General features: G+C 66.3%; 11 protein-coding genes. 3 read left to right on the forward strand and 8 right to left on the reverse strand.

Going from position 1 to position 10077, the window contains the following annotated elements; translation table 11 throughout:
• Positions 1–429: a (deoxy)nucleoside triphosphate pyrophosphohydrolase gene (locus tag VJ811_RS11935; protein ID WP_324072581.1), complete on the reverse strand. Its 429-nt coding sequence runs from the start codon at positions 427–429 to the stop codon at positions 1–3.
• A gap of 77 nt (positions 430–506) precedes the next feature.
• Complete coding sequence (locus VJ811_RS19410) at positions 507–824, reverse strand: hypothetical protein (protein ID WP_414711942.1); 318 nt, start codon at positions 822–824, stop codon at positions 507–509.
• Here VJ811_RS19410 and VJ811_RS11945 point away from each other — a divergent pair.
• Positions 814–978, forward strand: a complete 165-nt coding sequence (locus tag VJ811_RS11945) for a Flp family type IVb pilin (protein ID WP_324072584.1) — start codon at positions 814–816, stop codon at positions 976–978. The genes VJ811_RS19410 and VJ811_RS11945 overlap by 11 nt on opposite strands.
• A 95-nt stretch (positions 979–1073) precedes the next feature.
• Here VJ811_RS11945 and VJ811_RS11950 read toward each other — a convergent pair whose 3' ends face one another.
• The 5 genes from VJ811_RS11950 to VJ811_RS11970 all read right to left on the reverse strand — a co-directional run bounded on the left by VJ811_RS11950 (position 1074) and on the right by VJ811_RS11970 (position 6551).
• Complete coding sequence (locus VJ811_RS11950; protein WP_324072586.1) at positions 1074–2585, reverse strand: M48 family metalloprotease; 1512 nt, start codon at positions 2583–2585, stop codon at positions 1074–1076.
• A gap of 128 nt (positions 2586–2713) precedes the next feature.
• Positions 2714–3661: an acetyl-CoA carboxylase carboxyltransferase subunit alpha gene (locus VJ811_RS11955; protein WP_324072587.1), complete on the reverse strand. Its 948-nt coding sequence runs from the start codon at positions 3659–3661 to the stop codon at positions 2714–2716.
• Positions 3662–3670: 9 nt separating this feature from the next.
• Positions 3671–4594 carry a tyrosine recombinase gene (locus VJ811_RS11960; protein ID WP_324072589.1) on the reverse strand — a complete coding sequence of 308 codons (924 nt, stop codon included), beginning with the start codon at positions 4592–4594 and terminating at the stop codon, positions 3671–3673.
• Between the two features lie 26 nt (positions 4595–4620).
• On the reverse strand, positions 4621–6429 hold the full coding sequence (locus VJ811_RS11965) for a hypothetical protein (protein ID WP_324072591.1): 1809 nt from the start codon (positions 6427–6429) through the stop codon (positions 4621–4623).
• Positions 6426–6551, reverse strand: coding sequence for a hypothetical protein (locus VJ811_RS11970; RefSeq protein WP_324072593.1), 126 nt, complete (start codon positions 6549–6551; stop codon positions 6426–6428). Before VJ811_RS11970 ends, VJ811_RS11965 begins: the two co-directional genes overlap by 4 nt.
• Before the next feature lie 128 nt (positions 6552–6679).
• Between VJ811_RS11970 and VJ811_RS11975 the strand changes: the two genes are divergently transcribed.
• Positions 6680–7258: a shikimate kinase gene (locus tag VJ811_RS11975; RefSeq protein ID WP_324072599.1), complete on the forward strand. Its 579-nt coding sequence runs from the start codon at positions 6680–6682 to the stop codon at positions 7256–7258.
• Positions 7246–8358, forward strand: coding sequence for a 3-dehydroquinate synthase (aroB, locus tag VJ811_RS11980; RefSeq protein ID WP_324072595.1), 1113 nt, complete (start codon positions 7246–7248; stop codon positions 8356–8358). The genes VJ811_RS11975 and aroB overlap by 13 nt, the downstream gene beginning before the upstream one ends.
• Here the strand turns inward: aroB and VJ811_RS11985 are convergent.
• Positions 8344–10077 (reverse strand): cation:proton antiporter (locus VJ811_RS11985; RefSeq protein ID WP_324072597.1); only part of this gene is annotated, 1734 nt, incomplete at its 5' end. The two genes, aroB and VJ811_RS11985, sit on opposite strands and share 15 nt — an antisense overlap.

The raw sequence follows: 10077 nt of genomic DNA on the forward strand, positions 1-10077 counted from the left end.
CTAGATCAAAGCCTCCAGAAGCCCGATCAGCGGCTTATCGGCGGGCGGCATGTCGAGGCCGTGCAGTTCGACGGGGCGTACCCAGCGCAGCGCGCTGGCGTGCTGTGCCACCGGCGTCCCGCGCCATTTGCGGCAGACGAACAGTAACAGCAGCAGATGCCGGTTGCCGAGCATGTCGCTCGCGAAACAGGCGGGCGCAAGGCAAGCATGATCGACATCGATCGCAAGTTCCTCGCCCAGTTCGCGGATCAATGCCCGCTCGGGCGTTTCGCCGGGTTCGAGCTTGCCGCCCGGGAATTCCCACAATCCCGCCATCGACAGACCTTCGGGACGCCGCTGGACAAGCAGCCTCCCGTCGCGGTCGACGAGCGCCGCCGCGACGACAACGAGCGAGGTTTCCTGCGGCTTTCCGGGGTCTGGCACCGACAAATTGTTAACCTTCCTGTGTGAATATGGGCACCCTCGGGAACTATAATTTCAGTCAGGGGTGGAACAATGCGAAACTTTTACAGGCTGATGCGGTCGACCAGGGCCGCTACAGCCGTCGAATATGGGCTGATCCTGGCCCTCGTCTTTTTGGCGGCCGTCGTTGCGGTAAGCAATGTCGCCAACTCCACCAACAGCATGTGGGGAAGCGTCTCGAACGCCGCCGAAACCAACATGTAGCACCGCGGTGGCTGTCCCGTTTCGGGGCCGCCGCTCACCGGTTTCGGGCGGATGCCATTAAGATTTTCAAAACCTATTCGCCCTAAACCTTCGAATGTTGACCCAGACCAGACCGTCAACAGGGTAAGTGAAATCAGGAGACCAGTCATGAAGTTCATCAAGAAGTTCGTTCGCGATACCAAAGCCGCCACCGCCATCGAATATGGCCTGATCGCGGCCCTGATCGCCGTCGCCGGCATCGCCGCGATGGGCGCAGTCGGCAACAGCGTCAGCAACACCTTCAACAAGGTTGCGACGAACCTCGAACAATAATCGAGGTACGCTCGCGCTGCGCTTGCGGCGCGCGACCAAAAGGAAAGGGCGGTGGAGCGATCCACCGCCCTTTTTCGTGCACTCGCCGAAAGCGATTATCTGCTGGCATATACCGCGATCTTCACCTTCTGACCCGGGGTAAGCCGGCTCGATGCCGTCAGGCGGTTGAGCACCTGGAACCGTTCGGTCTGATAATTGCCATAGGCCATGCGCCGCGCGAGGCTGGCGAGTGTATCGCCGCGCCCGACGGTCACGACGTCGATCCGCCGCGGCCGGATCGCCGCCGCTTCTGCCGTGCTCAGCCGCCGCACGCTATTGAACATCGAGTTGAACACGCTGCCGCCGCCTGCCTGCGTCAGCGCGACGAAGTGGTACGCGCGATCGCGTGAAAATTCATAAGCGAAGACGGTGACATCGACCTGCCCCGACTGGCTATTCACCCGCGCGGTGGACCAGGATGCCGGGATGCCGTTCACCGTCGTGCGCTGGATCGCGCCGGGGCTGATCGACGCGTTACCCGCCACCGCCTTGAATGCCGCGGCGATATAGGCATTCATGTCGCCGCTGTACGGCCCCGTCGTAAATTGCGCCTGTCCGCCATTGCCGCTCACCGACACGGCATCGGCGCCGTTCTGCATGCCATAGCCGTTCGGCACCGTGAAACGCAGCCGGAGGTCGGGGTGCAGGAAATCGCGCCCCTCAACCACGCCCTGCGCCGGATCGTCGCCATAAAGCACATTGTCGATCGAAGCGAGAAAGGCATCGGCGTTGCGGGTGCCGCCGCTACCTCCCGCCCGGCTCGCCAGCGTCTGCGCGTTGCGCACGCGCGACGCGGGATCGGGGTGGGTGCTCGCCCATTCGGGCAGCGAGCGCGCGTCGCCTCCCGACAGGCGCGCGTCGAGCGTCGTCTGGTTCGCAAGGCTCGTCAGCATCGTCGACAGCGCCATCGTGTCATAGCCCGCGCTGCGCAGATATTGGACACCGAGCTGGTCGGCCTGCAATTCCTGGCTGCGCGAAAAGCCCAGCGTCGCAAGCTGTGCCACGCGCATCGAATTATTCTGAAGGAGCCCGCCCAGCCCGCCGAGCAATCCGCCATTGTCGCCGATCGCCCCGCCCAGCACCGCGCCGAGCACGCCGAGTATCTGGTTGCGCGTCGCCGCCGACTGGCGCTTCTTGCTGTGCTGCGCCGCGACATGGCCGACCTCGTGCCCAAGCACGCCGGCGAGTTCGGCCTCGTCGTTCATCAGCGCCATGAGCTGGCGCGTGACATAGACATAGCCCCCCGGGATCGCAAAGGCGTTGTTCACGGGCGAATTGAGCAGGGTGACGGTAAAATCGGCGGGCGAGCGCGACAGGCCCGACTGGACCGCGATATTCTGTCCGACGCGGTTCACATAGGCGGCCTGCGGGCCATTATAAGCCCCGCCGAATTCGGCCATCAGCTGCGGATGCGCGTCGGTGCCCTGCTTGCGCTCGGCGGGCGAAATGCTCGTCGCGGTCTTGATCGCCTTCAACTGCGCATCGGCGACCCCGGTAAAGGCCAGACTGCCGAGCGCTGCCGATGCCGCCAGTTTGATCGCCAGCCCGTTTTTCGTCTTCCGGGTCATTGCCGCGCCTCCCTTATGCTTCTGGTCATCAAGGAATATCCCCGATTCACGACAAGGCAAGCCGCGACATAGCCCGAGCTTGTCATTGTCTTGATCGGGAACGCAAATGCGCGCGGTCGGGTTCCGGTTCAGGCGCGCCCCATGGCGAGGAATTTTTCCTCGCGCGCGGCAAGCAACGTCTCACGCGGCAGATCCGACAGCGCGCCCAGTTCCTGTTCGATCGCGTCGCCCAGCGCGGCAATCGCGACTTCGGGCGCGCGATGCGCGCCGCCGACGGGTTCGGTGACGATGCGGTCGATGACCTTCAGCCCCAGCAGGTCCTGCGCCGACATCTTCATCGCCGCAGCGGCGTCGGCGGCCTTGTCCGACGTGCGCCACAGGATCGACGCGCAGCCTTCGGGCGAAATCACCGAATAGACGGCATGTTCGAACATCAGCACGCGGTTCGCTGCGGCGAGCGCGATCGCACCGCCCGAACCACCCTCACCGACCACCGCGGCGACCATCGGCACGCCTAATGCGAGGCATTGCTCGGTCGACCGTGCGATCGCTTCGGCCTGTCCGCGCTCCTCGGCCTGAATCCCCGGAAAGGCGCCCGAGGTGTCGACCAGTGTCACCACCGGCAGCCCGAAGCGGTCGGCGAGCTGCATCAGGCGGATCGCCTTGCGATAGCCCTCGGGCTTCGCCATCCCGAAATTATGCTTCATCCGCGACGGGATATCGTCGCCCTTTTCGTGGCCGATGACCATCACGCGGCGGCCGCGGAACCGCGCCATTCCGCCCAAAATCGCCTGATCGTCACCGAAATTGCGGTCGCCGGCCAGCGGCATCCAGTCGTCGAACAGGCCGGCGATATAATGTTTGAAATGCGGGCGGTCGGGGTGGCGCGCGACCTGCGTCTTTTGCCACGGCGTCAGCTTCGAATAGATTTCGCGCAGCAATTTCGAGGACTTGCCCTCAAGCTGCGCGATATCATTGTCGATGTTGAGCGTCGGGTCGTCCCCCATTTCGCGCAGCTCGGCAATCTGCCGATCGAGCGCGGCGACCTGTTTTTCGAAGTCCAGAAAGGCTGTCATGCGAGAGCGCTAGGACGAAGGCGCCTTGAGGTCAACGGCGGCGGTAGGATCTGGCATCCGCGCCAGCGGATGCCGCTTGTTGACCAGCTCGACGAGGCGGCGGCTGTCGACATGCGTGTAAATTTCGGTCGTGGCGATATCGGCGTGGCCAAGCATCAATTGCAGCGCCCGCAGATCGGCCCCGCCCTCGAGCAGATGGGTAGCAAAGGCGTGGCGCAGCACATGCGGGCTGACCGCGGCCGGGTCGATCCCCACCCGCCCCGCAAGGTCGCGCAGCATCTGGAACAACCGCACGCGCGAGATATGCGCCTTGCCCGACGGGAACAGCCAGGGCGAGCCGTCGGCCAGCAACGGCACCCAGCGGTCGAGCACGGTGCGCGCGCGTTCGGACAGCGGGACCAGACGCTCCTTGTCGCCCTTGCCGCGTATGATCAGATATTCGCGCTCGCCGGCGACCGCGCGGCGCGGCAGCGACACCAGTTCGCTGGCGCGGAGGCCCGAACCATAGAGAAGTTCGAGCAGCAACAGCATCCGCACCGCCGCGGCGGGCGGCGCTTCTCCCCCCGCTTCCTCCTCGGCCTGCGCGAACAGCCGTTCGACATGATCGTGGGTCAGGATGCGTGGCAACGGCCGGCGCGTCGCGGGCCGCGCGATATCGAGCGCCGGATTGTCCGTCCGCTCGCCTTCATCGAGCAGGAAGGCGAAAAACTGGCGCAGGGCCGATAGCTTGCGCGCCGCGCTGCTTGCCGCAAGCGACCGATAATCCGCCATCAATTTGCGCAAGTCGCCCGCATCGGCGTCGGCCAGCCGGCCTTTCACCCACTCCGCCGCCTGCCCCAGGTCGCGGCGATAGGCGGCCAGTGTGTTGCGCGACGCGCCGCGCTCGGCCGCCATCATTTCGAGGAAGCGGTCGATCAGCGCCGCGTCAGACATCGCCGATGCCCGGCAGCTTTATGGCCTCAAACACGCACCAACGCTTCGGCGGCGATCATCCGCGCTTCGGACGCCAGGCCCACTTCGCGCAGCGCCCGGACGATATAATAGAGATGATAGGGCGGGACTTTCGACCATTCGCCCTGCATTCCCGCCGCCGCGAGAAGCGCCACCATGCCGGGCTCGCGCCGCTCGGCCGCCGCCATGATCGCGCGCGACCAGCGTGTCTGTTTGCCCAGGTCGACCTCGAGATCGCCCGCCGCCGACGCCGCCGCGCTCGCATCGAGCCGACCGAGGCCGGCGAGCCCCGCGAGCAGGAATTTCGACCGCAGCGTATCGGCGCTATCGTCGTCGCCCGAAAAGCGTCCGACGGCGCCCGCGCTCATGCCCGTAAGCGGCCGCGGCGACCCCACCGCGAGCACGGCCCATGCGCGGCTGCCGACCGAAACGGTCGGGACCCACGCGATGGCATTTTCGTCATATCCGCCCGCGAGCATCGATCCCAGCAGCTGCCATGGATCGTCGCCCACTTCGGTATCGGCGGGCAGCGCGGCCGCGGCGCGCGCGGTCGCGACCATCGCGGCATAGCGCCCGGTCGGGCTGGCGTCGGTGGCCCAAAGCCGTTCCATCGCCGCATAACGATCGACACCGTTCGCCAAACGAAAAGCGGCGCGCAGTTGCTCGGTCTGGGTCGCGAGCGCCGCTGCGGGCTCTTCTTCGCTCGCCGCGGCGCTCAAGAGCGACACATAGGCCTCGCTCGACAGCACGCCGCGTGCGGCGGCTTCGGGCGCGGCGGCGATGCGGCTTGCCATGTCGGTCATCGGCGCGAGCACCGACCAGCTCTTGATATTGGACGGCGCCGCGGCGCGCAGCGCCTCGGGCACCGGAATCGCGGTCGCGGTCGCCATGCCGAAACGCCAGCTTGTCAGCCGGTCGATATTGTCCCACTCGATCGTCGTCGAGCGGCGGCCGGCGCCTGTCGCGCCGAGCACGCGCTCGGTCAGCAATATGTCGAAGTTCGAGATCTTGCCGCTCGACCGCACGCGGCCGATCGCCCAGCTGGCCGGCCCGGCTTCGCCCGACAGCCCCGAACAGATCGCCGAGGCCAGGCGCCACGCCTGCTCGTCGCCATGCGCGAGCCCCGCGGGGACATAAGGACACATGCCCGCGGGATCGGCATTGGCGAGATAGGTCTGCTGCGCCGCGGCGACGAGGCGCGGACTCGCGCGATCATAGTCGACCGACTGGACGATCCGGCGTGCCGTGATCGATTCGCCCATGCGGAGCAGCAGCGAGGCGCGATCGGCGGCAAGGTCGGCGCCGTTGATCGTGCCGGGCGTGTCGATCGCCGAGGCGAGCGAGCGGCGAAGCAGGATCTGCGCCCAGCGCGATGCGAACTGGCCGTTCGTCTTGCGCATGATCGCGGCGGCATATTGGCCGCGCACCCCGAACGCATCGGGCGCAAGCCCGCCCGTTTCGGGCGTCAGCGGCCCGACACGCGTCAGCAGGCGGCGCGCGCCCGGCGGCAGGTCATATTTCAGCCCGCCCGATTCGACCTCTTCATCCTCTTTGCCGGTTTCGGCCGATGCGCTCGCTCTTGCGGTCCCGGACGTCGGCACGACAGGCGGCGGGGCGCTGCCATTAGCGGGCGCCGAACCGGGGGTCGGCGTTGTCGTCGGCGACGGTGTGGGGGCCGGCCGCGGCGCGGGCGTCTCGGCGGGGTTGCCAAAGCCTTCGGGCAGCAGCGATTCCTGTGCGATCGCGGGCAGGACCAGCGCCGCGGCGAGCGCGGTGCCCGACAGGCCGAGCGTCAGTGAAAGCATTTTCATCTTCATCGGGGAGCGCTTTCGGCAATCTTGTCGGTCACGTCCACCTCAATCATTCGCGGCTCGACCGGCCGGCCAAGGAACAGCAGGAACAGAAAGAACGCGACCAGCACCAGCGCCAGCACGATCAATCGTGCGATCCAGCGGCCTTTTCCCGATCTGCCCCGTGCCCGCAATATCCAATGCCTGCCGTTCGTCTCATTTGAACCGCAGCAAAACCATTGTTCCGCGCGGCCCCTTCGGTATAGCCGCGCGCACCATGTCGCGAAACCCGAAAAGCCCGGCTGCTGCCATCCCCGCGTCGATCCGCGACCGGTCGATCGTGCTCGTCGGGCTGATGGGGTCGGGGAAATCGACGATCGGGCGCCGCCTCGCGCAGCGGCTGGGCATGCGTTTCGCCGATGCCGACGACGAAATCGAACGCGCGGCGGACATGACGATATCCGACATTTTCGCGCGCTTCGGCGAGGCGCATTTCCGCGACGGAGAACGCCGCGTGATCGCGCGGCTGCTGGCTGAAAAACCGATGGTGCTGGCGACCGGCGGCGGCGCCTTCATCAACGAAGAAACCCGCGCGCTGATCCTGCGCGATAGCCTTTGCATCTGGCTCGACGCCGATATCGCGACGCTCGTCGAACGCGTCGGCCGCCGCAGCCACCGCCCGCTGCTCAAGAACCGCGACCCCGGCGAGGTGCTCCGCGAACTGGCGGCGGTCCGCAATCCCATCTATGCCGAGGCGCATCTGCACGTCAGCTCGGCAAGCACGCCGCACGACCACACGGTGCGCGCGATCCTGGAGGCTCTGTCAAAGTGGGAAGATCCGCAATGGAAAGTCTGACCGTCGAATTGGGCAGCCGCAGCTATCCGATATTGATCGGCGACGGGCTGATCCGCGACATCGGCGATCATGTCGCGCCGCTGCTGAAACGCCCGCGCACGATGATCGTCACCGACACCAATGTCGCCGAACAATATCTGATTCCGCTCGGCACCTCGCTCGCGATGGCGGACATTTCCTTCTCCTCCTTCGTCCTCGATCCGGGTGAAAGCACGAAAAGCTGGGCAGGGCTCGCGCGCCTGACCGAATGGCTGGTCGGCGAAGGCGTCGAGCGCGGCGACCATGTCATTGCGCTTGGCGGCGGTGTGATCGGCGACCTCGTCGGCTTCGCGTGCAGTATCGTCAAACGCGGCTGCAACTTCATCCAGGTGCCTACCACCTTGCTGGCGCAGGTCGACAGCAGCGTCGGCGGCAAGACCGCGATCAACGTGCCCGCGGGCAAGAACCTGATCGGCGCCTTCCACCAGCCCGCCCTGGTCGTAATCGACCCAACGACGCTCGAAACGCTGCCGCGCCGCGAACTGGGCGCCGGCTATGCCGAGGTCGTCAAATATGGGCTGATCGACGACGCGGAATTCTTCGCCTGGTGCGAAGCGAACGGCGCGGCGCTGCTCGCGGGCGACAGCGAAGCCCGGCACAAGGCGATTGCCCATAGTGTCGCCGCCAAGGCGCGCATCGTTGCCGCCGACGAACGCGAGACGCAGGACATTCGCGCGCTGCTCAACCTCGGCCACAGCTTCGGCCACGCGCTCGAGGCCGAAACAGGCTATTCGGACCGGCTGCTCCATGGCGAAGCGGTCGCGGCGGGGATGGTCCTCGCCCACCAGTTTTCGGCCGCGAACGGCCTCTGCTCCGCGGCCGACGCCGAACGGGTGCGCGCGCATCTCGCCAGCGTCGACCTGCCGCACAGCCTCGCCAGCGCGGGCGTCAACATCGATGGCGCGACGCTCGCGGGACATATGGCGCATGACAAAAAGGTACGTGGCGGCAAGCTGCCGCTGATCCTGACCCGCGGCATCGGACAGAGTTTCGTCACCGAAGACTATGGTCTCGATGCCGTCGCCGCGTTTCTCGACGGCCAGGCGTCAGTTCATCGCTGACGTCTGCACATTTTCCTCGTCCTTCGGATCGTCCTTCAACGCCTTCGCCGCCAGGCGCCGCAAGCGGAATTTCTCGAGCACGCTTTCGGCCTCGCGTCCGCCGCCCGGCTTGAAGCGATGATCCATGCCCGCCGAAATATCGCCCTCGTCGATCTGCGCCTGCAGCCGCGTCTCGTCGAGATGGCGCAAGGTCGCCTCGACATCTTCCATCTCGCGCGGATCGACGTCGAGATAACGCAGCGCGGTGAGGCCCATTGCGACTGAGCTTTCAAAGACCTCGCGAACAACCCCGTCGACCCCCGCCCCGTCGATCGCGAGCAACTGGCGGCGGTCGAATACCCGCATCAGCACCTTCGCATTCGGAAATGCGTCGACGATCGGCTTCAACGCCGCGGCATCGACCGAAGCATCGTCGATGCAAAAGATGATCAGCCGCGCCTCGTCGGCGCCCGCGCGGCGGAGCAGGTCGACGCGCAGCCCGTCGCCGAAATAGACTTTGGTATCGAACCGGCTCGACAGCTCGATCTGGCTCGGCTTCTTGTCGATCAGCGTCACCGAACAGGCGACGCCGTGCAGCATCTGCGACACGATCTGCCCGAAGCGCCCGTAACCGACGACGATCGCCGACCCGCGCGGCGCGCCCGCCGGATCGTCGAGGTCGAACGGCTCGGCGGCGGGCGAAAATTCGAGGTTGCGCGCGAACAGCATCAGGAACGGCGTCGTCACCATCGACAGCGTCACCACCGCGCTGAACAGGCTCGCTGCTTCGGGCTCGATCAGCAGCGCGTCGGCCGCCTGCGCGAACAGCAGGAAGCCGAACTCGCCGCCCTGGCTGAGCAACAGGCCGAGCCCGAGCGCCGCCGGCCACGGCTTGCCATACAGCTTTACGATCAGCGTAAGCACGACGACCTTCACCGCCACGAGCCCGAGCGCGAGCGCGAGGACGAGCAGCGGCTGCTCCAACACCGCCCCGACATCGAGCACCATGCCGACCGCGAGGAAGAAGAGGCCGAGCAGGATCAGGCGGAAGGGTTCGACATCCGATTCGATCTCGTGCCGGTAGGGCGAGTCGGCGAGCATCACCCCCGCGATGAACGCGCCGAGCGCGGTCGACAAATGCAGGCTGTGCATCAGCGCCGCGCTCGCGAGGATGGTGAGCAGCCCGACGACGACGAACAGCTCGCGCTCGCCATAACGTCCGATGATGCGGAGCAGCGGATTGACGACGAAACGGCCGGCGAGCACGAGCACGACGATCGCCCACAAGGTGAAGAAGGCCATCTGCCACCCCGGCGGCGCCGACGGATCGGCGGGCGCGCGCGACAGCACGGCGACGATCGTGATCATCGGCACGATCGCCAGATCCTGAAACAACAGGATCGAGAAGGCCTTCTCGCCAAAGGGCGAATTGATCCGCCCCGAGCTTTTGAGGCCAGGCAACACCTGCGCGGTCGACGACAGCGCGAGCGGCAGGCCGAGCGCGAGCGCTGCCGCAGGGCTGAATCCCAAGGTCAGATGGATGAGCCCGGTGAGCACCAGCCCGGTCACGACGACCTGCATCAGGCCGAGGCCAAAAATCGCACGGCGCATGTCCCAGAGCCGCCGCGGCGACAGTTCGAGCCCGACGAGGAAGAGCAGGAAGGCGATGCCGAGCTCGGCAAAGGCGAGCTTCGATTCGCCGCCGCCGACCAGCCCCAGCCCGTGCGGCCCGACGACCGC

Source organism: Sphingopyxis sp., assembly GCF_035250425.1.
GTDB lineage: Bacteria > Pseudomonadota > Alphaproteobacteria > Sphingomonadales > Sphingomonadaceae > Sphingopyxis.